The sequence below is a fragment of the Acinetobacter sp. G18 genome (assembly GCF_052660225.1).
In genome coordinates this window covers 2,180,206-2,204,289 of record NZ_CP109658.1, presented here as the reverse complement: position 1 = coordinate 2,204,289, position 24,084 = coordinate 2,180,206, and the positions used below count along the sequence as shown (strand labels likewise).

Sequence of the window (24,084 nt, the reverse complement as noted above, 5' to 3'; positions counted from 1 at the left end):
GAAGATATTTGTTTTTTTAAGAATTTTTTAAGGTTTAATTCCTAGTGTTTTAGTTGTGATTCAATAAAAGATCGTCTGGAGTTTATTTCCATGAACAGCATGAAATACAGTTATAAACCAAATTATTTTTTCTTTGCCCATAAATTAGTCTTATTCTTAAAGGACTATTTACTTAAACATCCCACAGAACAGAATACGACGTTTAATTTACAAACAATTTATGACATCTTTAGTCATGATTTAGCGTCTAGTACAACGAATCTTGAGGGTATTCTAAATATTGCGGATGAATACGTGTTTGAAACTGAAGAAGGCTTACTTCCATTGATTAGTAAGCATTCAATCAATCTTAAGAATCATGTGCTATCTTTGGAGTTTTCTCCTCAGGCCTTAGCAAGTTTGTTATCGGGATATTCGCTTGTGAATCCTAAAGCTGCTTAGACTCTCTTTTAAGGTAGGGTTAACTCATATAGAATTCATAAATATTTATTTTTAAGAGTGATTTATGAGTAAAGACTTTAAAGCCTTAACTTATATTGCGGATGAGAACGTAGCAGATACAGTGACTTGGCTCATGCATCACCAAGATGTTTTTGAAACTTTCCACTTTGATGTGCTGAGCCAAGAGTTATCGGTTACACATGCAGCAGGTAGGGATATTATTCGAGTTGGAACTTTTCTGAATGCGACTTATGGAATACTAGTAACATCTATATAAAAAAAGCCCTGAATGATCAGGGCTTTTAAATTCTTGATGCTATTAAGCACTCATCGCATCGACTGATAGATCAGCAACAGTTGGTTTTGGCTTTTCAGCAGTTAAACCAAGTTTGTTAAATAATGCTTGGTCTTTACCTTCACCAGCATTTGGAGTGGTAAGCAATTTATCACCCGAGAACAGAGAGTTCGCACCTGCCATAAATGCTAAAGCTTGATCTGAATCACTTAAAGATTCACGGCCTGCAGAGAGACGGATATAACTATGTGGCATAATGATACGTGCAACTGCAATAGTACGGATCCATTCAATTACATCAAGCTTTTCAACATCAGCTAAAGGTGTTCCTTCGATTGGAACAAGCATGTTAATTGGCACAGATTCAGGATGAATCGGTAGAGTAGCTAGTTCATGCAATAGACCAATACGATCTTCACGACTTTCACCTAAACCCACAATACCGCCACTACAAACTTTCATACCAGCTTGACGAACATAATCAAGTGTATTCAAACGATCATCAAAAGTACGAGTACTGATAATGTGAGAATAGTATTCACGAGAGGTATCTAAGTTATGGTTGTAATAATCTAAACCAGCAACTTTCAGGCGCTCAGCTTGAGATTGATTAAGCATACCTAAAGTCATACAGGTTTCCATACCTAATGCTTTAACTTCGCGTACCATTTCTAAAACATAAGGCATATCGCGTTCATGTGGGTTACGCCAAGCAGCACCCATACAAAAACGTGAAGAACCTGAATCTTTTGCAGCTTTCGCTTCACTAATTACTTTTTCTACAGCAATACGCTTTTCTGCTTCTAGTTTTGATTCGTAATGTGCCGATTGTGAGCAGTATTTGCAATCTTCAGGACATTTACCCGTTTTAATAGATAACAGGGTACTGACCTGAATTGTATTGGCAGTGAAGTGCTCGCGGTGTACTTGTTGAGCCTTGAAAACTAAATCCAAAAAAGGTTGTTCATATAAAGCTTGGATTTCTTCACGATTCCAATCATTACGTAGAGTCATTGTCATATCCATGATGATGGCATTAATTCACTGTACATAATCATACAGAATTCGTATTAAAGCTATAGGGCAAAAAACATCATTTTTTTAATTTGATCGCTGAAGTTGATTAAGTTGTTGCTCAATTGCCCAATCAATATGCACATTAACGATTTCGTCATGTAGATTTTTGCCTTTATGTAGCTGATCTATAATTTCTTCTGAATATGGCGCATTACCCATTCCAATAGCGATATTACGTTTAAATGATTGATAACCTGTGCGGCGTATTGGACTACCTTCGGTATTGGCTAAAAAAGTAGCTTCATCCCACTGCCAAATCTCGAGCAGACTAATGTTATCTAAACCATGTCTAGGGGCGAAATCGGTAATAGAAGCTTTTTTTGCAAAGCTATTCCAAGGGCAGATTAACTGACAGTCATCACAACCAAAAATTCGGTTACCAATACCTGCACGTAATTCTTCAGCAATAATTCCTTTGTATTCGATAGTTAGGTATGCAATACAGCGTCTTGCATCTAGCATATAAGGCTCGACAATCGCTTGCGTTGGGCAAATGTCGATACACGCGCTACAAGAACCACAATGTGCTGTTGCAGGTTCGTCAAAAGGTAGGTCGAGTGATGTAAATAGCTCTCCTAGAACGAAAAATGAACCTGACTTTTTATGAATGAGCAAAGTATGTTTACCTGTCCAGCCCATTCCAGCACTTTCCGCCAGTGATTTTTCAAATATAGGTGCCGAATCTGCAAAAGGGCGAGATTCAAAATCGCCGACTTTTTCACGAATTCGTGTTGCTAAAGTTTTCAATCTACCACGCATCACCTTGTGATAATCACGCCCACGCGCATAACGCGCGATAATGGCTGAGTTCGGTTCAAATGGGACATATCGTGGTTTTGGAGATTCCACAAGATAGTTCATGCGTACGCAAATAATACTTTTTGTGCCTGGAACTAATAAAGTGGGATCAGCTCGCATTTCTAGATTTTCTTCTAAATAGGTCATATCTGCATGATAACCACGTTCAAGATACTCTAAAAAACGAGGCATTTGCTCTTGAGCATCTGGTTTTGCAATGACACAATCAGCAAAACCCAAGTCTAATGCTTGAGCTTTGATCCATGCTTTTAGTTCATAAGGATCAATTTGTTGTACTGCAATGCGTGATGTGTCGGAAGATGTCATAAACCAAAATGCAAGAGGATAATAATATGCAGGCCGTAGTTTACCATAGCGATGATATTCGAGCATGGGAGCAGCGCTGGTTTGCTGCGCAAAACTCATCATTAGGCTTAATGCAGCAGGCAGCTTGGTCAATCACTCAACAGCTCATCGTACTTTTTGAAAATCATGCTACTAAGAATATTGCGGTCTGGTGCGGACAGGGTAATAACGCAGGTGATGGCTATTTTATAGCAAGTTATTTAAAACAAACTGGATTTCATGTAGAGATATTTGCGGCTGAGTTGGGCGACTCAACTGATTTACAATATGCTGTCGATTTTGCGAAAGAAAATAATGTTCAGGTTCACCAAGATTTTGAGGTGAGTAAAACCTTTGATTGCCATATTGATGCACTATTTGGGATTGGTTTAAACCGAGAGTTAAATGATTATTGGCAACATGCTATTCAACAATTTAATGAGCAGGCTGGCTTAAAAATCTCGATTGATATACCAAGTGGTTTGCAAGCAAATACAGGACGTATTTTACCCTCAGCTGTAAAGGCAGATCATACATTTACTGTTTTAGGTCTTAAGGCAGGACTGTTTACTGGTCAAGGTAAAGAGTACACGGGACAAATTCATTTAGTTAATTTAATTCCAATAGACCAAGAGCTGAAACCTTTAGCTTATTTGACACCAACACATATCAGACTTCCTAAACGTTTGGCTTTTGGGCATAAAGGAAGTTATGGGCATGTTTTGGTGATTGGTGGGCATGAGCAAATGGGTGGAGCTGTCATTATGGCTGCGGAAGCTGCGTTTCATGCAGGTGCAGGTAAAGTGACAGTGATTTGTCATCGCAACCATCATCAGGCTATTTTGTCACGAGCACCTAATATTATGCTTCGTGATATTAATGGACTTGATGAAAATGGCATTAAAGATATTTTGTCTCAAGTTGATGCCGTATGTTTTGGGATGGGATTAGGCCGTGATGACTGGTCACAGCAAATTTTTCAACAATGGTTTCATTTCTTAAATCATTCACACTTGGAAGTTGTATTAGATGCAGATGCTTTATGGTTTCTTGCCAAGCAGCCTGAAAAAATAGGTGTGCATGTTTATGCGACGCCTCATCCGGGAGAAGCCGCTACCTTACTGGGTTCTTCTACAGCGGAAATTGAAAATGACCGAATTGATGCAATTTATGCGTTGCAGCAAAAATATAGTGGGCAATGGGTGCTTAAAGGTGCTGGTAGCTTAATTTTAGAGAATAACTTGTACATTTGTACCCAAGGTAATGCAGGTATGGGTACTGGTGGCATGGGAGATATATTGGCAGGTATGATCGCGAGTTTAAAAGCTCAGTTCCACAAAGATATTGCATTACATGAGATAGTGACTTTGCATGCTCAGGCAGGTGATGAACTTGCAAAACAGGGCATGCGTGGTTTACAGGCTTACGAAATGAATCAGGCAATTACTCAAGTCGTGAATCAATAAAGCTTTAGCGTCTACGGCTACTCGAGCGACTTCGTCCACGTGCCATACCACCTAAAGCATTTAAGACCGACAGTTTACTCATACTTCCTGATGCATGAGCATGGCAAATGGCAGCTGCAAGGGCATCGGCTGCATCGGATTGCGGTTTAATGGTTAAATTAAGTAATCGCATAACCATCATTTGTACTTGTTCTTTATCGGCAGCGCCATAACCCACTACAGATTGTTTGATTTGACGGGCAGTATATTCTGCAACTTGTAAATCTAAATTAACTAAAGCAGCTATGGCAGCACCACGGGCTTGTCCTAGTTTTAAGGCAGAGTCTGGGTTTTGAGCCATAAAAACTTGTTCAACCGCAGCTTCAGTAGGGCCGTGAAATTTCACAATTCGCTCAACGCCAGCGAAAATACGCTTTAAGCGCTCTGGCATTTCTTGAGTTTCTGTTCGGATTGTACCAGCATCGACAAAACGCAGTTTACTACCATCTTTTTCAATGATTCCATAACCTGTTAAGCGTGAACCTGGGTCAATTCCAATAATCAATGCCATGTGAAGACTTATATAATTAGTTTAGAGAGTATTGTTACATAGCCAAAACGGTTCTGCATGCGTAATTTAAAGAATGCTGCTGTAAATGGTTATTTTTCGGGTTTAACTGGTCTAATTTATAACTGTTTAAAACTCTACAAATACTTATAAACCATAATGTGAAATGATTTGATGTAATTCTATTTTAATGGAATACTTATCTATAAATATGGAATGAGTTTGCTCGATGGATGATATCAATATCAGGATTGCACATCGAATACGAGAGTTACGTTTAGCGCGTGGATATACATTAGAGATGCTTGCCACTCGATGCAAAGTCAGTCGTTCAGCTATTTCTTTAATTGAAAGAGCTGAAACAAGTCCTACAGCAGTTGTGCTTGAAAAATTAGCAAATGGACTTGAAGTACCTTTAACCCAAATTTTTATCAATGAAACAATTAGTCCATCTCCTCAACCGGTTATTCACCGAAATGAACAAGCTGAATGGCGAGATCCAGAAACTGGCTATATTCGCCGTACCGTTTCGCCCCCCAATTTGAAGCTACCATTTCAGATTGTTGAAATTGAATTCCCGCCTCATTCTCGAATTACATATGAAATGAGTGAAAGTTCTAAAGTAGTACAACAGCAACTTTGGCTAGTTGAAGGGCAAATTGATATTCAATTAGGTGAAAATTCTTACGCATTAGGTCAAGGGGATTGCTTGGCTATGCAATTAGATCAACCTGTTATATACAGCAATAATTCATCACAAGTCGCTCGCTATATTTTAGTCGTCTCTAATCAACTCGTGTCTGCTCTTAAGGAATCTTTATGAACTATTCCCTCGATTCTAACTTTCGCTTAATTGACTGTAATGAGGCAGAACATGCTGTGGCTATACTAGAGATTTTGAATGATGCGATTATTAACTCAACAGCACTATATGACTATGTGCCGCGTTCGCTTGATTCAATGAAAACATGGTTTTCTGTAAAAAGAGAAAATGGTTTTCCTATTATTGGTGTGGTAGATGAATCAGGCAAATTATTAGGATTTGCTAGTTGGGGAACTTTCAGAGCTTTTCCAGCTTATAAATATACAGTTGAACATAGTATCTATATACATCATGAACATCGTGGTGCTGGTTTGAGTAAAGTATTAATGCAAGTGTTAATTCAGCGAGCTCAAGAAGCCCAGTTTCATGTACTCATTGGTTGTATTGATGCGACAAATCAAGCCAGTATAGGCCTCCATGAAAAAATGGGATTCACACATGCTGGTACTTTTAAACAGGTAGGTTTTAAGTTTGGACAATGGTTAGATGCTGCTTTTTATCAGTTAATTTTAAATACACCATTTGAACCTGTTGATGGGTAAATTATCAAATTTTTTGTTAGACAATGCCCCAGTTCAATATAGGAAAAACTGAACTGGGGCATAGTGTAATTTTATAAAATACCTAATTGTTCTAAGCTTTTATAAGTAATCTCTTTTCGAACAGAGCTAGGTATTCCTTTTTTCATTTCTAAATTGAGAGAGAATGCTACAATATTCCCTTTAGGTTGGACCACCCAGCCAGTTAACCAACCCACTTGTGGGTCTACATCCCATCCCCAACCACTTTTTGCGTATATTTTATTTCCATTTTTTTCTTCTATGAAAAGCATGGATTGAACTTGTTCTTGTACATTTTGACTAAATGGAAGGGTTTTGTTAGCTAACCTATAGGCAAATTGTGCTTCTTGTTGAGGTGTAATTTTTAAAGGGCCGACAAGCCAAAAATTATCGACTTGGGTGCCAATATTAGTATTGCCATAATCTACACGTTTTACCTCAGCAGACATGAGCTCAAGTCCAATACGACGAGCTAAATCTTGATAAACTGGAATAGCAGAAGCCTTCATAGCATCGCCTAGTGTCATATCCTTTTCCCATTCGGGAAAGAGTCGCTTTTTTCCATCCCATTTGAATATTTCTGTTGTGGTTACTTTATGGTGCTCAAGGCCGATTAAAGCATTAAGCATTTTAAAGGTTGAAGCCGGTACATACTCTGTTGAAGCTCGAGTAAGATCATTACCATAGCTTTGTTGTGTTTGACCTTGTTGAATAACTAAAACACCAGTTGTATGTGCTTCTTCAAAGATGTCTTTAATTTTCTGCGCTTTTTCATCTGCTTTTAAAACACTATTATTTGGATTTGCTGTCACTATATAAGGCGAGCAGGCAGAAATAAGAAGAGCGCTTGTTACCAATAAGATAGCTTTAATATTCATGCGATTTATAAAATTAAATTTAAAGTTTAGCTAATTAATGTAGCTTGAGTGGATCAAATATTAGATATCAAAAATGTAAGTTAGATTTTAGAAAAATGTCGATAATAGTTAAAAAAACGACTAATTTTTGAAAAAAATGCAATCTTGTAGAAAAAACACTTGATAAAGTTTTTATAGCACTCATTAATAATGAAGTATGGCTATTTTATTAATTTGAAATCAGTCTTATTGATAGTATTGCAGAGTTTGGGCTTAGCGACGATTTTAGTTAAGTTACAAGAAAATATTGTCTAAGCTTTACTACCTATTCAACTTTTTTCAATTGAAAAGGGTTCATAGGTTAGATGGTGAAATCTGCAATGAATTTTCTTTTTGAGATAGATAAAGTTTTACATGAATTTACTTCTTATTGTGGTTCTTGGCGCGATTCTTGAAATTGCCGTATGGATTGGCGTAGCACATTTCATAAGTGGATGGTATGTGTTTTTCTGGTTCATCATTGCCTTCTTTATTGGTCTAACGCTTATTCGTAAGAGTACGGCTGGTATTATGCCGCAATTACAACAAATGCAGATGACTGGACAATTAGGTAGCGATCCGACCGTGACTAAAAAACTAGCATATGCTTTTGCAGGTTTTTTATTGATGGTGCCTGGCTTGGTATCAGATGTTTTAGCGCTTCTAATTCTAATTCCGGGCGTGCAAACTGCGTTCCGTAATATCGCAATGAAAACACTTGCGAAGCGTCAGCAAGCCATGATGGAAAAAATGATGGGTGGCATGGGCGGTGCAGGTGGTGGTCAAAATCCATTTGCTGATTTAATGCGTCAAATGCAGGATATGCAGAACCCACAAGGTGGTAGCCCATACCGTGGAGATTCAAGCATTATTGATGGTGAAGCACGAGAAGTTACTCCAGACCATAAGAAAATTGAACATAAAAATAAGGATTAATTAATTCCTTATATAAAAGATAAAAGGCCTAAATCTTAAATGTTTAGGCCTTTTTTATATTCTATCGATTATGAATTTGAAGAATCAGTATTATCTGTTCCAGCTTGAGCTATTGCAGTTGGATTTTCTTCTAACTTCGTCTGAGGCTGATATTTATTTGAAGGTAGGGCTGTTTGTTTGTTTTCAGATTGTTGATATTTTCGGCTTCTATTGGCTCTTTCACGAAAGCCACCTTTATTAATGAGCTGTGTGTGTGACATAGACTGGCCTAGAAAATAAACTATTTATGCATTTTAGCAAATTCAGCAAAATATCAAAATAAGAAAAATAGTACATAAAAAATAATATTTAATTTATCTCATTGTATAAATTAAATATTTTTAAAATGAACGCATTGTTCATTCAGATTGAATTCTCTTTTCATTTCACATAGGATAAATATAAAGGATGTATAAAGTAAAAATTGTAGCAAACCTATTAAAACAACAACGGTTGAAGTGAGGGAAGGAGGGTTACCTATGCTATATCAATATCATTGTGCATGTTGTGACAAAGTCGTGGCATCAACTGACAAATCATGTCCATATTGTGGTTCACACCATATTCGAAGCCCGTATGGGTTATGGATGTTCTGTGTGATGGCATGTCTGGCTGTGGTTGTTGTATTTAAAGTTGTTCATATTTATATTCAAAATCATCAAGATACACCTACGCAGTCGACTTTATTGGACGTGCTAAATGAAGGTGATAAGACCACTAAACAATAGTATGACTTAAGTTGTTGCTAAATACCTTTAAACAAAGTGTATCGAAAAGCTTATTGTTTAATATTAACAGCATATAAAAATAATAAAAAAGCCCGCATTAAGCGGGCTTTTAATATATGAGGCTTATAGGCCCGCAGCATCTTTAAGTACTTCAACTTTGTCAGTTTTTTCCCATGTAAATGCAGAATCTGAACCTTCACGACCAAAATGGCCATAAGCAGCTGTTTGTTTATACATTGGCTGAATCAAGTTAAGCATACGAGTAATACCAAACGGACGTAAATCAAAATGTTCACGTACTAATTGGATAATTAACTCATCAGAAACTTTTGCAGTACCAAAAGTGTTGATTGAAATAGAAGTTGGTTCTGCAACACCAATTGCATAACTCACCTGAATTTCACATTTGTCAGCAAGACCAGCGGCAACAATATTTTTAGCTACATAACGGCCAGCATATGCAGCTGAACGGTCTACTTTAGATGGATCTTTACCAGAGAAGGCACCACCGCCGTGACGAGCCATACCACCGTAAGTATCAACGATGATTTTACGACCTGTTAAACCACAGTCACCTACAGGACCACCAATAACGAACATACCAGTCGGGTTAATGTGGAATTTAGTGGCTGCATGGAACATTTCAGCAGGAATAATTGGCTTGATAATTTCTTCAATTACAGCCTCTTTAAGCTGAGCTTGAGTAATTTCAGGGTCATGTTGAGTAGAAAGTACTACTGCATCTAAACGTACAGGTTTGCCATTTTCATATGCGAAAGTAACCTGACTTTTTGCATCTGGACGTAACCATGGTAATGCGCCTGAACGACGAAGTTCAGCTTGGCGTTCCATTAAGCGATGTGCATAAGAAATAGGAGCTGGCATAAGCACGTCAGTTTCACGACTTGCGTAACCAAACATTAAACCTTGGTCACCGGCACCTTGATCTTCAGGTTTTTGGCGATCAACACCTTGAGCAATCTCAGGTGATTGTTTACCAATCATATTGATCACTGCACAAGTTGAACCATCAAAGCCTAAATCTGAGTGGTGATAGCCGATACCGTTAACAGTTTGGCGAACAACAGCTTCTACATCAATATTCGCAGTAGTTGTGATTTCACCTGCAAGTACAACAGCGCCTGTTTTTACCAGTGTTTCACAAGCAACACGTGCGTATGGGTCTTCTTTTAAGATTGCATCCAAAATAGCGTCGCTAATTTGGTCGGCCATTTTATCGGGATGACCTTCGCTTACAGATTCCGAGGTAAAAACAGCGTACTCGCGCATGAAAGTCCTATCTTGGTTATTTCAAAAAGACATAATATGTTACATCGACTTGAGCTTGAGGACTAGTTCATACTGACTAAAAAGCATGAATTTATTTCATTTCTACTATGTTTTAATTGATAAGTGTATCAGCGAAATTGATATAGTAGGTTGAAAATTAATTGTTTTTAAACAAGAGTTGCTTATGGTCGTTTAAATTTTAAACATTTGATTTTGCGAAATATTAATCAATAAAATTTGCACTGTGAAGTGGAAAAGTATAAATTGCATACGCAAATTCATCTTTATATGCTCTTTATAGTCATTAAACGTCTACAATTGTTGATTAAAGAGGAACTATAAAATGCATTGTTTTATGTAACTTAAGAATCTAAATGTTTTTTGAGTAACCAAGAAACGGTTAAAAATAAAGAAATATACAGTGTTGGGGTTTACCCATAGGCGTTTTTTTAAGACAATATAGCGGCACTGAATGGTTATTCATCTTCTTCTTTTCATCAATCTATTAAAATTGGATTCTGATCTATGACGACCCCTTTAAACGAACGTCGTATTGCAAACGCAATTCGTGTATTGGCAATGGATGCTGTGCAACAGGCAAACTCAGGGCATCCAGGTGCTCCAATGGGGATGGCAGATATTGCTGATGTCGTCTGGCGCGAGTTTTTAAATCACAACCCAACTAATCCACAATGGGCAAACCGTGACCGTTTTGTTTTGTCAAATGGCCATGGTTCAATGTTGCAATATGCTTTGCTTCATTTAACAGGTTATGATCTTTCAATTGAAGATTTAAAACAATTCCGTCAATTACACTCAAAAACTCCTGGTCACCCTGAATATGGTTATGCGCCAGGTATCGAAACAACTACTGGTCCTTTAGGTCAAGGTATTGCAAACGCTGTTGGTTTTGCATTAGCTGAGAAAACTTTAGCTGCTCAGTTCAATAAAGATGATTTAAAAGTAGTTGATCACTTCACTTATTGTTTCTTGGGTGACGGCTGTTTAATGGAAGGTATTTCTCACGAAGTATGTTCATTGGCAGGTACTTTACAGCTTGGTAAGTTGATTGCTTATTATGATGACAATGGCATTTCGATTGATGGTGAAGTAGAAGGTTGGTTCAGTGATGACACTGAAGAACGTTTCAAAGCGTACGGCTGGCAAGTTCTTCGTGTAGATGGCCATGATGCTGATGCTATTCGTCAAGCAACAGTTCAAGCTAAAGCAGAAACTCAAAAACCAACGATCATTATTTGTAAAACAATTATTGGTTTAGGTTCTCCAAACAAGCAAGGTAAAGAAGATTGTCACGGTGCACCATTAGGTAAAGATGAAATTACCTTAACCCGTGAAGCTTTAGGCTGGACAGAAGAAGCATTTGTTATTCCTGCTGATGTATATGCTGCATGGGATGCTAAAGCAAAAGGTAATGAAGTTGAAGCAGCTTGGAATGAAGTATTTGCTCAATACCAAGCAAAATATCCAACAGAAGCAGCTGAGTTACTTCGTCGTATTAGCGGTGATTTACCAGCAGAGTTTTCAGCTCAAGCAGATGCCTTTATTCGTGAAACAAATGCTAAAGCTGAGACTGTAGCAACTCGTAAAGCAAGCCAAAATACATTACAAGCATTTGGTCCTTTATTACCTGAATTGTTAGGTGGTTCAGCGGACTTGGCTGGTTCTAACTTAACACTTTGGAAAGGTTGCCAAGGTATTCAAGAAAACCCAGCGGGTAACTACGTGTACTATGGTGTACGTGAGTTCGGTATGACTGCAATTGCAAATGGTGTTGCATTACATGGCGGTTTCATTCCTTACGTGGCAACATTCTTAATGTTTATGGAATATGCACGTAACGCAGTGCGTATGTCTGCATTGATGAAACAACGTGTAATTCATGTTTATACACATGACTCAATTGGTTTAGGTGAAGATGGTCCTACACACCAACCAATTGAACAAATTGCTTCTTTACGTGGTACACCAAACCTAAATACTTGGCGTCCTGCTGATACTGTTGAAACAGCAATTGCATGGAAATCTGCTTTAGAGCGTAAAGACGGTCCTACAGCACTTATTTTCTCTCGTCAAAACTTGCCATTCCAAACGCGTACTGAAGAGCAAATTCAGAATGCTGCAAAAGGTGGTTATGTTCTTGCTCAAGAAAAAGGCGAGCTGAAAGCAATTATTATTGCGACTGGTTCAGAAGTTTCTTTAGCAATGGAAGCTTATGCTCAACTTGACGGTGTGCGTGTAGTTTCTATGCCATGTGCAGAAGAGTTTATGAAACAAGACGCTGCATATCGTGAAGCTGTATTACCAGCTCATATCCGTGCACGTGTTGCTGTTGAAGCAGCTCATGTTGACTACTGGTGGAAGTTTGTTGGTCTTGATGGCAAAGTAATTGGTATGTCAACTTATGGTGAGTCAGCACCAGCGAAAGACTTGTTCCAATTCTTTGGTATTACAACTGAAGCTGTAGTAGCTGCGGTTAAAGAATTGACTGCTTAATCTATTAAGTAGTATAAAAAAGCGCTCTGATTAGGGCGCTTTTTTTATAAATTTTAAATATTAAGCTCGGTTTGAATCGAAATATTCGAAGTCAATAACTTATGAATGGGGCAGCTTTCAGCAACTTTTAGTAGTCGTTTATGTTGGTCTTCGGTGAAATCACCCTTAAGTGTGATTTTACGCTCAATGTTATTTGTGCCTGCTTCCGGATCACCATTTGGATTTAAGGCTAAATCGACTTGTACATGCTCAAGCTTAATCCCTTTGTGATTTGCATACATTTCTAGTGTAATTGTAGTGCACGCGCCTAAAGCCGATAGTAAAAGCTGAACTGGATTTGGAGCTGTATCTTGTCCACCTTTATCAGTTGGTTCATCTCCAAACCATTGATGACCAGATGGATCAGTAAGTGTTACTCGGTAAGGAGTAGAAGTGCTTTGTGCTTGGACTGTGTTAACCATGTTTTACCTTGTTATTTATCAATAAAATCGAAGTAAAAACCAATCAATCTGAAAACTTTGAATAGAAAAATATCTATACTTTATAATATGGGTTTTGAATAACAACTGTAACGCTTTTATTGTTGCATGGATGAAACATATCGTTTTATAAAGAATAGTGAATTAAATTACTTGATGTATACACTAACGACTATATCAATAAAGGATACGAAAATGCATCTTAAAACATTAAGCTTCGGTTTAGCAGTAGCATTGGCAAGTACAGTTACTTTGGCTGCTCCAGTGGACTATAAAATTGATCCAACGCACACAGCTACTGTTTTTTCATGGAATCACTTTGGTTTTTCAACACCAAGCGCTAACTTCTCAGACATCCAAGGTGTAATCAAAGTTGATAATGCTAAACCAGCAAATTCTTCTGTAGATGTTACAATCCCTTTAAGCAGCGTAAATACAAACGTACCTGCTTTAGATAAAGAATTCCAACAAGAAGCTTGGTTTAACGCAGCTAAATATCCAAATATTACTTTCAAAAGTACGAAAGTAGAAACTAAAGACAAAAAGCATTTCAAAATTACTGGTGACTTAACTGTTAAAGGTGTAACTAAGCCTGTTGTACTTAATGCTGTTTTAAATAAACAGGGCGAACATCCAATGGCAAAAGTTCCAGCGATTGGTTTCAACGCGACAACTTCATTCAATCGTTCTGAATTTGGCCTAGGTAGTTATGTGCCAAACGTAGGTGACAAGATCACTGTAAACATTACGACTGAAGCAACTGCAGCTAAAAAATAAGTTGTGAGTTTTCTAAAAAGTCCTCAATTGTGAGGACTTTTTTAATTAGATGGGTTCTTTTTTATCTGATTCTATAAAAACTAAAGGTTGAGCAGGATCAATCTTGCTTTTCTCTGCTTTTTCTCTTAAAAATTGATATGTCGGGACTTTCATTTTTGCCTGATCACGTAATTTCTTTTTAATATAGAGAACAAGAGCAAAGCAGGTCGTTGCTACCGTCAGCATCATGCCATTCATATAACTCATAATTGAACTTACATAGCCTATTGTAGTTAGACGATGCATCATGCGTTCAACTTGAGTACTGCTTTCTATACCTGTAATTGCCCAGCTACATAAATGTTCGCAATTATTAATAATCAAATGATAATGATTTTCGTGCATGCGTGAGCGCATACGTCGCACAACGACTTTACCTTTGTAGCGTGGAGCATCATAAGAACGTACATGAATTTTTTTGCCGTGAGAAAAGGCATCTATTGAAGTGATTTCAATGGGACGCTTTTTTATAAAATGTGCTAGGCCTGAATAATGAATAACTCGACCTCTCCCAGCATAAATACCATGATGGCTATAACCGAGATGTTTTACAATAAGATGAGCCCCTAAAGGGTAGCGTTTATTTGTTTGTTGCATATTCACGCTGATCCGATAAAGTTTTAATCACTTTTATTAAAAGCTTTGAGCATTATAGCGAATATGATTGTGTCCTAGTGTATTGATTAGGTGGAATAAGCGACTTTCGGATATACATCTTATGAAACCTTTTTTAGTTTAATAAAATGTATTTTATAAACATAAAATGACTTATGAGATTCATCGTTAATGAAAATAGTAATACTGTGTATTATGAACTTTTTTGTCTTTGTGCAGTCTGCTTTAGCATTAGAGCATCGACAAATTGAAAATGATACGGATGATCAATTTGAAGTTATTGAACTTTCTAATTTAAATCAATTACGTCTATTTCTGAAGAAGCCACAAACGAATGAATATTATAAAAGTTTCGATAATATTCAGTACCAGCTCAAGTCATGTGAACAACTTACTTTTGCAATGAACGGAGGGATGTTTCATTCAGGCTTTTCACCTGTAGGCCTATATATCGAAGAAGGGCAAGAGATCCAACCTTTAAATCAAGATAAAGGGTGGGGGAACTTCTTCTTGCAGCCTAACGGAGTTTTTGCATGGAATAAAAGACAAGCTGTTATATGGACAACTGAACAATATAAAGCAAAGGCTTTTCAACCAGATTATGCAACTCAATCTGGCCCAATGCTGGTGATTAATGGAAAACTCAATCCCTTGTTTCTAGCAAATAGCGATTCAAAGAAAATACGAAATGGGGTGGGTATAAAAAATAATAAGCTTTATTTTGTAATTTCTAAAAATAGAGTGAATTTTTATAATTTCGCTGAATTTTTCCAAAAGAATTTAAAAGTAGAACAAGCTCTTTATCTTGATGGTTCTATATCTAGTCTTTATTTGAAAAAAAATAACCGTAATGATAGAAAATTTTATATGGGGCCAATTATTGGTGTGGTTAGTCGCAAAAATTGTACAGTAAAATAAAATGCAAAAAAGCCAGTACAAGACTGGCTTTATCATTAATGAATAGATGGTTTTTGAATGAGTTCATTTAACTCTTTTCGGCTATACCCACGGGAAATAAGAACTTTTTTTATTCCCATAATGACATCTTCATCTGTTGCTTGTGCAAGCGCACTTAGAAGTTGTTCATTAGTTTTACATGAGCAGTCATTTTCAACACAAGCAGTTTGATTCTTATGCTCGTTATGCTGTTGATCTGCTAAGAACAGCTTTTGCCAAAAACTCATAGAGCCTTCATATACAACCTAACATAGCTCGAAATATAGCCAATTTAAATTAAAATACAAGACTCTATATGTGATAAATCCACCAGTTGAACTCAAGAATTTTCGATAGTAATGGTTGAGTTAAACGAAATTATGACGAATAGATGACTTGATATTTTTTAAAAATTTAAGTGCTTATATGAAATGCATTGAAAAATAAGGAGATATTTAATCTCCTTATAAAATTTGGTTACATTGAAAGATTTTGTTTAAATCTTCTCAAGTAATACACCTGATTCGACATGATGTGTATAAGGAAACTGATCGAACAAACCAAACTTAGTCACTTGATGAGTTTTTGTGAGTGTTTTTAAGTTTTCATATAAAGTGTCAGGGTTACATGAAATGTAGATGATACGCTCAAAACCTTGTAAAAGTTTTAAAGTTTCAACATCAATTCCGGCACGCGGAGGGTCTACGAATACCGTGTCAAAGTCATAGCTCTGAATATCAATATTTGCTTCTTGTAGACGGCGGAACTCACGCTCACCTTGATATGCTTGAGTAAACTCTTCAGCCGATAGACGAGCTACCTGAATATTATCGATCTGGTTTTGTTCAATATTCCATTGAGCGGCATAGACTGATGATTTAGCAAGTTCTGTAGCAAGTACGCGTTCGAATTTTAGTGATAACGGAAGGGTAAAGTTACCATTACCACAATAAAGTTCTAATAAATGTTTTTTCGAACCTTCCGCTGCATCACATGCCCATTGCAGCATTTTTTTGCAAACTTGAGCATTAGGTTGGGTAAAGCTGCTTTCAATTTGCTTATATTTGAATGTACGATTTAAAAGTTCAAATTCTTCTACAACAAAGTCGTCGCCAATCACAATTTTTTGGCCACGGCTACGGCCCATAATTTGAATATTTAGTTTTTCAGCAAGTGCTTTAGCTGCTTGTTCCCATTCCTGATCTAATTTACGGTGATAAATTAGAGTAACTAGCATTTGACCGCTTAGTGTTGCGAGGAAATCCACTTCAAATATACGGTTAGAAAGCTTATGTTCTGCTTTAAGTTCTTCCAAAAGTTTCGGCATTAAATTATTAATGCTTTTGTCTGCAATAGGAAACTCGTCTATGCGAACAACTGTTTTTTGCTTGTCTTCATCGTTACGTTCAAACATGGCATAAAACATATCATTTTCTGTATGCCAGATCCGAAACTCAGCACGCATACGGAAATGTTGTTCAGGTGATTCAAACACTTCTAATGTAGGCGGTGTAAATTCAGAAAATTGAGTAGTAATGCGATCAATTTTAGCTTGAAGTTGTTGACGATAAGAAGAGGTCATAGACAAAGAAAATTTAAACAGAATCAAATAGTGAATGGTACCAAAAAAAACGAGCTTGCAGGAGCCAATTTTACTCAGATATTCATAAACAAATAGGGTACTTAAATTAGAGATGATTTAAGATATTTTGAATAAAATCTGATTTTACTTTTCTATATTGATCATGGTCTAAATGACTACACTCTAATTTTAGTTGATTATATTCGTTCACGAGCTTTGGTGAGTCTATAAGCTTATTTCTAAATGTTAAGAAAAACGTAAATACTGAATCGGCTACTACAACTTGAAATGCAACATCATCGTTGTTAAGTGATTCAAGCATGCAAAGCTCGTGTGTTCTAAGCGTATTTTGTTTCTCTATAAAATTAAGTGTTTTTAACTGGTTTATTGCGAATTCAAATTGGTCAGGCATAACTTCAATATAAATATCTAGATCACCTTTGGAAATTGCATGAGGTATTGCAGAAGAACCTATATGCTCAACTTTGGCAAATGGGAGAAGTGTGGAAATATCTTTTTTATACGAATTAAAAAGTTGAATACATTTTTGTTGATATTGCTCTGATTCTAAAAAGATCACTACGAAACTCTCTAATCTATAAAATTTATATATTTAAAAATAGATTACTTCATTAAACAAAAAAGCCCAAATACTAAGATTTGGGCTTTTTAAATAAATTATGCATTAGTCAGACATAGTCATTAAGCTTGCATTACCACCAGCAGCGGCTGTATTCACACTAATTGCACGTTCAATCACTAAACGTTCAAGTGGAATCGATTCATTTGATTCAACATGTGTAATGCCAACAATTGCGCCAGAGCGGCTAGCAATTTCTTGCTGTAATGAAAGAACTTCCTCACGGTTGCCATGATGTAAAACAGCATCAAAATCATCTGATGTGATGTTTTTAACTGTAGTAATTGCATCAAGTACATCTTTTGGCAACGTTTGTTTGTGTTTTGCCAACAATGGACTATTTAGCATTACAGCAGCTTGGCTACCCACTGCAAAAATTGCGAGCAATTGATGCAATTGATTTTCTTCAGTATCAGCAATTGAAAGCACACGGTGACGCGGCAAAATAATATATTGGTTACTTTCCCCAGTAGGGCCTTGTAACTCATAAAATTTGCCTACACCAAATCGTTCAATATCACGATTTGCTTGAGGTAAATGCTGTTTCGCCCAGTTTTGTAAGCTCTGATAAACCTCTCGGTTAAAGCCTTCATATGCAGTTTGTTCATTTTTCATAGCAAATGGTATTGCCAATACTTTATTTGAACAATTTTGCATTAAGCGATACATATAAAGCGGACCACCAGCTTTCGGACCTGTCCCCGATAAACCTTCACCACCAAATGGTTGAACACCAACAACAGCACCAACAATATTACGGTTGATATAAAGGTTACCAACTTCAGCATGTTGAATAACGGTTTGGATGGTTTCATCAATACGAGTATGCAGACCCATTGTTAAACCATAACCTTTGGCATTAATACGTGAGATAAGTTGTTCAAGCTCACCATACTTATAGGTAATGATATGTAAAACAGGACCAAAAACTTCGCGTTGTAAGTCATCGAGGTTAGGTAGCTCAATTGCTGTCGGGACAACAAAAGTTCCTTTGCTCAATTCATTTTGGTTAGTTGCACCAAACATCAGTTGATGTACTGGATAGCCCTTAGACTTCATTTTTTGGATATGTTGATCAATTGTCTGTTTTGCTTCTTCATCAATAACAGGGCCAATATCCGTTTTTAAAATAGCAGGGTTACCAACAATTAACTGTTGCATTGCACCTTTAAGCATTTTAATAACGGTTGCAGCACTATCTTCTTGTACACATAAAATACGCAAAGCAGAGCAACGTTGACCTGCGCTATCAAATGCAGAACTTACAACATCAAGTACAACTTGTTCCGTTAAAGCAGATGAGTCCACAATCATGGCATTCTGACCACCAGTCTCTGCAATGAGAGGAATAGATTGACCATTAGCAGCCAAGCGTTTTGCTACTGTTTTCTGCAAAATTTTTGCAACTTCAGTTGAGCCAGTAAACATGATGCCATCAATGCGTCGATCTTGGCTAAGCTGAGCACCTACTGTTTCACCACGGCCAGGTAGTAACTGTACAGCGCCATGTGGAATACCAGCTTCCCATAAAATTTGCACTGCTTGAGCCGCGATTAATGGTGTTTGTTCAGCAGGTTTTGCAATAACACAGTTACCACTGACTAATGCTGCAGCAATTTGACCAGAGAAAATTGCAAGAGGGAAGTTCCATGGACTAATGCAAAGTACAGTACCAAGCGGTTGAATAGTTGTATTTGAAGGAAGATTCTCAACTTGAGTTGCGTAGTAACGTAAAAAATCTACAGCTTCACGAACTTCTGCAATGGCATTGGCATAAGTTTTACCACTTTCACGGCAAAGTAATACCATTAACTCTTGAATACGGCTTTCCATAAGGTCAGCTGCACTTTTTAAATATTGTGCGCGTTGATCTTTAGGTGTATTTGCCCATTCAATTTGTATTTGTTCAGCTGCATTCAATGCAATTTCTACATCATTAAGATCAGCTTCTTGTACATATCCAACAATTTCATCATTTTGTGCTGGGTTTGTAATTGCAACAGAATGGCGTTGTTCTGTTGAAGCGTTATTTCCTAGTAATGGATGGCTTTGCCAAACACGGTTACGAAGTTGTTGAGCTGTGCTATCTAAAGCTTCAAGCGGCGTGTCGTTTGCTAAGTCATATCCTTTAGAGTTTTTACGGAGTGTGCCGTACATATCTAAAGGAAGAGGAATTGATGGGTGTTTTAAACCAACTGAACCCTCAAGTTTAGCAGTATTGCGTATATCGTAAATTGGAGACTGAATGAGATCTTCAACTTTAAGTGTTTTATCGGCAATACGGTTAACAAATGAAGTGTTTGCACCATTTTCGAGTAAACGACGAACTAAATAAGCTAACAAAGTTTCATGGTTACCAACCGGAGCATAAATACGGCATGGTACGCCTAATTTATTTTGCTCACGAGGACCCACAACTTGTTCATAAAGTGGTTCACCCATACCGTGTAAGCATTGGAACTCATATTGACCAGCATAATATTTGCTTGGATCAGCTAAATGATAAATCGTTGCCAATGTTTGAGCATTATGAGTTGCAAATTGTGGATAGATGAACTCAGGGGCTGCAAGTAATTTTTTAGCACAAGCAATATAAGATAAATCTGTATGTACTTTACGCGTGAAGACAGGGTAGTCATCCATACCTTCGATTTGAGCTTTCTTGATTTCGCTATCCCAATATGCGCCTTTTACAAGACGAATCATGAGGCGTTTTTGGCTGCGTTTAGCAAGATCAATAATATAATCAACTACAAAGAAGCAGCGTTTTTGGTAAGCTTGAATAACGAATCCAATACCTTTCCAGTTGGCTAGTTCTGGCTCGAAGCAAAGACGTTCAAGTAACTCAAGCGAAATTTCTAAACGCTCTGATTCTTCAGCATCGATATTTAAACCAATGTTGTAGTGTTTGGCTAAACGAGCGAGTTCAAATACTTTGCCGTAAAGTTCTTGATGAACACGTTCAATTTGCGCACGTTGATAACGAGGATGTAAAGCAGAAAGCTTGATTGAAATACCTGGGCCATCATAAACACCTTTACCATTAGACGCTTTACCAATTGCATGGATAGCTTGCGTATAATCGTTAAAGTAGCGTTCAGCGTCATGGTCAGTTAAAGCTGCTTCACCTAGCATGTCGTACGAATAACGGAAGCCTTTATCTTCAAGCACTTTTGCGTGGTCTACAGCTTCTTCAATAGTTTCCCCAGTTACAAACTGTTCACCCATCATACGCATTGCAACATCAACTGCTTTACGAATAATGCCACGTCCACTACGGGCTAAAAGGCCAGTAAGTACACTTGAAAGACTGGTTTGCTTTGGGGTTTCCATAAGCTTACCAGTTAACATAAGGCCCCATGCAGCAGCATTTACAAACATTAAGCTACTTTGACCAACGTGTTCTTTCCAGTTACCTTGATTGATTTTATCTCGGATAAGCAAATCACGTGTTGCAGAGTCTGGAATACGAAGCAAAGCTTCAGCGAGGCACATAAGCGCCACGCCTTCTTGAGAAGAAAGAGAGAATTCTTGTAATAACCCTTGAACAATACCAGCTTTACCCGAAGAGGTTTTACGTTCACGTAAGTTATGGGCAAGATTAAATGCAAGTTCATAAATTTTATGATCTAAATCATCAGATACCGCAGCAGCTTGTAATAGCTCTTCTACAGCTTCCGGTTCAGCACGACGCCAAGCTGTATTAATGCGTTGTTCAAACTCACTTTTATCATTGAATTCGGTGATATAGCCTTGGTGAGATTTATCCATTTGATGAAAAGTATCCATTGTGTTCATATCTATTTCCGACAACCGACTCTCATAAACTCATCTTGAGTAGAGAGGTTTAGATAATTTATGATTACAGAAGAAACACCGAATAACTCACTATATTTAGCCTATTTTTTAGAGGAAAATTCAGATGAATGGCCCATTATTAAGCCTTGATCGCACTGATTTAAAAATTTTGGATATTCTTCAAACAGATGGGCGAATTTCTAATAGTAAATTAGCCGAAATGGTGAACTTATCTCCAACCGCTGTTATGGCCCGGGTGCAGAAGCTAACAAAAGATGAATTTATCTTGGGCTATGAAGCAAAATTGAATCCAATCAAACTGAATGCAAATTTTTTAGTGTTTGTAGAGGTCTTGCTTGATAAAACAACACCTAACGTTTTAGACGAGTTTATTGATGCTGTCGTGCATTATCCAGAAATCGTTGAATGCCATATGGTGAGTGGCGGATTTGATTTCTTAATTAAGTTAAGAAGTGGCAGCATGGAGGAGTTTAGACGTATTGCTGGGCAGGTACTATGGCAATTACCAGGGGTAAAAGAAACCCGTAGTTACCCTGTAATGCAAGTAGTCAAAGATACTTCAAAAATTAAAATCAAAACTAAAAGCAAATAAAAAGGGGCCGAAGCCCCTTTTTATTTTACTCATTTTTATACACTTTCTTTGTAGAGTTCATCTGCTTCTTCAAAGCGTCCAGTTACTGTTTTGTTTGGTGCTTTAGTTAAAAGACTCACTACAATAATGCTGATAAATGCAAGAATAAAACCAGGAATAATTTCGTAAACACCAGTACTTGCGAAAAGATTCTTCCAGCCAATCACTACAACAGCACCAACGATCATACCCGCTAAAGCACCTTGTAAATTCATACGTTTCCAGAACAATGACAAGATAATAAGCGGACCAAATGCAGCGCCGAAACCAGCCCATGCATAGGCAACAAGACCAAGAACTTTACTGTCTGGATTACCTGCAAGCACAATTGCAAGAACTGCAATCGCAAGAACCATAACTCGACCAACCCACACAAGCTCTTTTTGAGATGCGTTTTTACGGATGAAACCTTTGTATAAATCTTCAGTTAAAGCACTTGAACATACTAAAAGTTGACAGCTTAGCGTGCTCATAACAGCAGCTAAAATTGCAGCCAAAATGATACCCACAATCCAAGGATTGAATAAAATTTTAGTCAATTCCATGAATACAGTTTCAGGATTTTTGCTTACAACTGCTGCTAATTCAGGGTGTTGCTCAAAATATGCGATACCGAAGAAACCAGCACCAACAGCACCAACTAAACATAAAATCATCCAAGTCATGCCGATACGACGAGCAGCAGGAATTGATTTTACAGAATCAGCGGCCATGAAACGTACTAGGATATGCGGTTGACCAAAATAGCCTAAGCCCCATGCCATGGAGGATAAAACAGCCACCACACTTAAATCTGAAACAATATTAAATGCATGCGGACGAGCAGTTTCAATGAGCGTTACAAAGTGAGTCGTATCACCAATTGCAAGGTAAGTTACGATTGGGGTGAGTAAAAGAGCAAAAATCATTAAGCCAGCTTGGAAAGTATCGGTCCAGCTAATGGCTAAGAACCCACCAATACAAACATAACTGATTGTTGCAATAGCACTTAACCAGACTGCGGTGGTATATGACATACCAAATAAATTTTCAAATAAACGTGCGCCAGCTACCATACCTGAGGCACAGTAAATTGCGAAGAAAACCAAGATAATAACGGCAGAGAAAATACGAAGAATCTTTTTCTGGTCATCAAATCGACTTGTAAAATAGTCGGGCAGAGTGAGTGCATTATTTTGGATTTCAGTATGAACGCGTAATCGACCAGCAACCAGTAACCAGTTAAGCCAAGCACCGATAATTAGACCAATTGCAATCCACGCCTCAGATAAACCAGAAAGATAAATCGCTCCTGGTAAGCCCATGAGTAACCAACCACTCATGTCTGATGCGCCTGCGGATAATGCAGTAACGAAACTGCCTAAACTACGACCACCAAGAATATAATCAGAGAAGTCGCTTGTAGCACGGTAGGCAAATAAGCCAATAAGTACCATTGCTACGATGTACACCATAAACATGATGAGGGTGGGATCAAAATAACTCATAATGGATGTGTGTCCTTATATCCATAATCCGTGATTGTAACCTAATCCAGGTCGCTGTTTTCTTGTACGGCATTTCAAGAGGTTGAGATTCAACCACAAAAGAATTTTTTTGCTCTGTTATCTTTGTGATGTGTTTTGTGTATTTTTGTGTAATCTAATGTAAATTTGGTTACATTATAAATTAAATCAATTTTAATCAATATCTTATAGGGTATGCATAATTCTTATAAACTTTCAAAAATTATAGAAATGGTAAATTTTGAGAATAAAATAGCATGTTTGGTTACAAAATTAGCAATGACAATATATGACTCAAGAAAAAAT

The 24,084-nt window shown here is 37.3% G+C and carries 24 protein-coding genes; 11 read left to right on the top strand and 13 right to left on the bottom strand.

Annotated features, from left to right (window positions below; translation table 11 throughout):
- Window positions 1–90: 90 nt before the first annotated feature.
- Together NE363_RS10550 and NE363_RS10545 are read left to right on the top strand one after the other, a co-directional pair.
- Entirely contained in the window at window positions 91–441 is a 351-nt protein-coding gene (locus tag NE363_RS10550; protein ID WP_445534996.1) for a hypothetical protein, read from the top strand.
- Between the two features lie 64 nt (window positions 442–505).
- Window positions 506–718 carry a hypothetical protein gene (locus NE363_RS10545; protein ID WP_004702086.1) on the top strand — a complete coding sequence of 71 codons (213 nt, stop codon included), beginning with the start codon at window positions 506–508 and terminating at the stop codon, window positions 716–718.
- A 42-nt stretch (window positions 719–760) separates the two neighbouring features.
- Here the strand turns inward: NE363_RS10545 and bioB are convergent, their stop codons facing one another.
- Together bioB and queG are read right to left on the bottom strand one after the other, a co-directional pair.
- A complete protein-coding gene (gene bioB / locus NE363_RS10540) occupies window positions 761–1,750 on the bottom strand; it encodes a biotin synthase BioB (protein ID WP_004702085.1) in 990 nt (329 codons plus the stop codon).
- An 87-nt stretch (window positions 1,751–1,837) separates the two neighbouring features.
- Window positions 1,838–2,938, bottom strand: a complete 1,101-nt coding sequence (gene queG, locus NE363_RS10535) for a tRNA epoxyqueuosine(34) reductase QueG (RefSeq protein ID WP_445534995.1) — start codon at window positions 2,936–2,938, stop codon at window positions 1,838–1,840.
- A 26-nt stretch (window positions 2,939–2,964) separates the two neighbouring features.
- On the opposite strand from queG, the gene NE363_RS10530 reads away from it, so the two are divergent.
- Complete coding sequence (locus tag NE363_RS10530) at window positions 2,965–4,422, top strand: NAD(P)H-hydrate dehydratase (RefSeq protein WP_445534994.1); 1,458 nt, start codon at window positions 2,965–2,967, stop codon at window positions 4,420–4,422.
- Between the two features lie 4 nt (window positions 4,423–4,426).
- Here NE363_RS10530 and ruvC read toward each other — a convergent pair whose 3' ends face one another.
- Window positions 4,427–4,972, bottom strand: a complete 546-nt coding sequence (gene ruvC / locus NE363_RS10525; RefSeq protein ID WP_002121356.1) for a crossover junction endodeoxyribonuclease RuvC — start codon at window positions 4,970–4,972, stop codon at window positions 4,427–4,429.
- A 226-nt stretch (window positions 4,973–5,198) separates the two neighbouring features.
- Between ruvC and NE363_RS10520 the strand changes: the two genes are divergently transcribed.
- Both NE363_RS10520 and NE363_RS10515 read left to right on the top strand, forming a co-directional pair.
- The gene (locus tag NE363_RS10520) at window positions 5,199–5,792 is read left to right on the top strand and encodes a helix-turn-helix domain-containing protein (RefSeq protein ID WP_445534993.1); all 594 of its coding nucleotides are present in this window, start codon (window positions 5,199–5,201) and stop codon (window positions 5,790–5,792) included.
- The gene (locus NE363_RS10515) at window positions 5,789–6,334 is read left to right on the top strand and encodes a GNAT family N-acetyltransferase (RefSeq protein ID WP_445534992.1); all 546 of its coding nucleotides are present in this window, start codon (window positions 5,789–5,791) and stop codon (window positions 6,332–6,334) included. The genes NE363_RS10520 and NE363_RS10515 overlap by 4 nt, the downstream gene beginning before the upstream one ends.
- Window positions 6,335–6,405: 71 nt before the next feature.
- Here the strand turns inward: NE363_RS10515 and blaOXA are convergent, their stop codons facing one another.
- A complete protein-coding gene (gene blaOXA, locus NE363_RS10510) occupies window positions 6,406–7,230 on the bottom strand; it encodes an OXA-51 family carbapenem-hydrolyzing class D beta-lactamase (protein ID WP_445534991.1) in 825 nt (274 codons plus the stop codon).
- A gap of 393 nt (window positions 7,231–7,623) precedes the next feature.
- Here blaOXA and NE363_RS10505 point away from each other — a divergent pair, with 393 nt between their 5' ends.
- Window positions 7,624–8,184, top strand: a complete 561-nt coding sequence (locus NE363_RS10505) for an FxsA family protein (RefSeq protein WP_445534990.1) — start codon at window positions 7,624–7,626, stop codon at window positions 8,182–8,184.
- 68 nt (window positions 8,185–8,252) lie between these two features.
- Here the strand turns inward: NE363_RS10505 and NE363_RS10500 are convergent, their stop codons facing one another.
- Window positions 8,253–8,444, bottom strand: coding sequence for a hypothetical protein (locus NE363_RS10500; protein WP_004702073.1), 192 nt, complete (start codon window positions 8,442–8,444; stop codon window positions 8,253–8,255).
- Between the two features lie 258 nt (window positions 8,445–8,702).
- On the opposite strand from NE363_RS10500, the gene NE363_RS10495 reads away from it, so the two are divergent.
- Window positions 8,703–8,951 carry a hypothetical protein gene (locus NE363_RS10495; RefSeq protein WP_004702072.1) on the top strand — a complete coding sequence of 83 codons (249 nt, stop codon included), beginning with the start codon at window positions 8,703–8,705 and terminating at the stop codon, window positions 8,949–8,951.
- 123 nt (window positions 8,952–9,074) lie between these two features.
- Here NE363_RS10495 and metK read toward each other — a convergent pair whose 3' ends face one another.
- Window positions 9,075–10,241, bottom strand: coding sequence for a methionine adenosyltransferase (gene metK / locus NE363_RS10490; protein WP_004702069.1), 1,167 nt, complete (start codon window positions 10,239–10,241; stop codon window positions 9,075–9,077).
- A 525-nt stretch (window positions 10,242–10,766) separates the two neighbouring features.
- Here metK and tkt point away from each other — a divergent pair.
- Window positions 10,767–12,755: a transketolase gene (tkt, locus tag NE363_RS10485; RefSeq protein ID WP_039255205.1), complete on the top strand. Its 1,989-nt coding sequence runs from the start codon at window positions 10,767–10,769 to the stop codon at window positions 12,753–12,755.
- A gap of 53 nt (window positions 12,756–12,808) precedes the next feature.
- Here tkt and NE363_RS10480 read toward each other — a convergent pair whose 3' ends face one another.
- Window positions 12,809–13,216 (bottom strand): OsmC family protein, encoded by a 408-nt coding sequence (locus NE363_RS10480; protein ID WP_445534989.1) that lies wholly within the window; start codon window positions 13,214–13,216, stop codon window positions 12,809–12,811.
- Between the two features lie 213 nt (window positions 13,217–13,429).
- Between NE363_RS10480 and NE363_RS10475 the strand changes: the two genes are divergently transcribed.
- Window positions 13,430–14,011 (top strand): YceI family protein, encoded by a 582-nt coding sequence (locus NE363_RS10475; RefSeq protein ID WP_191000205.1) that lies wholly within the window; start codon window positions 13,430–13,432, stop codon window positions 14,009–14,011.
- Window positions 14,012–14,056: 45 nt separating this feature from the next.
- Here the strand turns inward: NE363_RS10475 and NE363_RS10470 are convergent, their stop codons facing one another.
- On the bottom strand, window positions 14,057–14,647 hold the full coding sequence (locus NE363_RS10470) for a lecithin retinol acyltransferase family protein (RefSeq protein ID WP_406521504.1): 591 nt from the start codon (window positions 14,645–14,647) through the stop codon (window positions 14,057–14,059).
- A 189-nt stretch (window positions 14,648–14,836) separates the two neighbouring features.
- Here NE363_RS10470 and NE363_RS10465 point away from each other — a divergent pair, with 189 nt between their 5' ends.
- Window positions 14,837–15,583 (top strand): phosphodiester glycosidase family protein, encoded by a 747-nt coding sequence (locus tag NE363_RS10465; protein WP_445534988.1) that lies wholly within the window; start codon window positions 14,837–14,839, stop codon window positions 15,581–15,583.
- Window positions 15,584–15,618: 35 nt separating this feature from the next.
- Here NE363_RS10465 and NE363_RS10460 read toward each other — a convergent pair whose 3' ends face one another.
- The 4 genes from NE363_RS10460 to putA form a co-directional block, all read right to left on the bottom strand.
- The gene (locus tag NE363_RS10460; protein WP_002050077.1) at window positions 15,619–15,849 is read right to left on the bottom strand and encodes a hypothetical protein; all 231 of its coding nucleotides are present in this window, start codon (window positions 15,847–15,849) and stop codon (window positions 15,619–15,621) included.
- A 248-nt stretch (window positions 15,850–16,097) separates the two neighbouring features.
- A complete protein-coding gene (trmA, locus tag NE363_RS10455; RefSeq protein WP_445534987.1) occupies window positions 16,098–17,183 on the bottom strand; it encodes a tRNA (uridine(54)-C5)-methyltransferase TrmA in 1,086 nt (361 codons plus the stop codon).
- A gap of 106 nt (window positions 17,184–17,289) precedes the next feature.
- On the bottom strand, window positions 17,290–17,763 hold the full coding sequence (locus NE363_RS10450; protein WP_191105337.1) for a GrpB family protein: 474 nt from the start codon (window positions 17,761–17,763) through the stop codon (window positions 17,290–17,292).
- Window positions 17,764–17,868: 105 nt separating this feature from the next.
- Window positions 17,869–21,621 (bottom strand): trifunctional transcriptional regulator/proline dehydrogenase/L-glutamate gamma-semialdehyde dehydrogenase, encoded by a 3,753-nt coding sequence (putA, locus tag NE363_RS10445; RefSeq protein ID WP_445534986.1) that lies wholly within the window; start codon window positions 21,619–21,621, stop codon window positions 17,869–17,871.
- 124 nt (window positions 21,622–21,745) lie between these two features.
- On the opposite strand from putA, the gene NE363_RS10440 reads away from it, so the two are divergent.
- Window positions 21,746–22,234, top strand: coding sequence for an Lrp/AsnC ligand binding domain-containing protein (locus NE363_RS10440; protein ID WP_004702048.1), 489 nt, complete (start codon window positions 21,746–21,748; stop codon window positions 22,232–22,234).
- A gap of 35 nt (window positions 22,235–22,269) precedes the next feature.
- Here NE363_RS10440 and putP read toward each other — a convergent pair whose 3' ends face one another.
- Window positions 22,270–23,760, bottom strand: coding sequence for a sodium/proline symporter PutP (putP, locus tag NE363_RS10435; RefSeq protein WP_445534985.1), 1,491 nt, complete (start codon window positions 23,758–23,760; stop codon window positions 22,270–22,272).
- Window positions 23,761–24,084 lie beyond the last annotated feature (324 nt).